General features: G+C 57.9%; 1 protein-coding gene. It reads left to right on the forward strand.

Going from position 1 to position 240, the window contains the following annotated elements; all coding sequences use genetic code 11:
• On the forward strand, positions 1-222 hold a 222-nt coding region (locus QN347_RS20830), incomplete at its 5' end, for a flavoprotein (RefSeq protein WP_323494550.1).
• Positions 223-240 lie beyond the last annotated feature (18 nt).

A 240-nucleotide genomic window follows, 5' to 3' on the forward strand; every position in this document is an offset into this window, starting at 1 on the left:
GTACTGATGGTGCGCGAAACACCCTTCAACCTGGCGCACTTGCGCAACATGACTTCCGTGACCGAAATGGGCGGCATCGTTTATCCGCCGCTGCCCGGCTTTTATCACCGGCCACAATCGATTGCGGAAATGGTGGATCACACCGTGGGAAGAGTGTTGGATTTGTTCGCGCTCCCGCACGAACTGACGCCGCGCTGGAGCGGCATTCGCAGCACTCCCTGATCAGGCTGAGTAATATCC

The organism is Sphingomonas sp. 10B4 (genome assembly GCF_035019905.1).
GTDB classification, from domain to species: Bacteria; Pseudomonadota; Alphaproteobacteria; order Sphingomonadales; family Sphingomonadaceae; genus Sphingomonas; species Sphingomonas glacialis.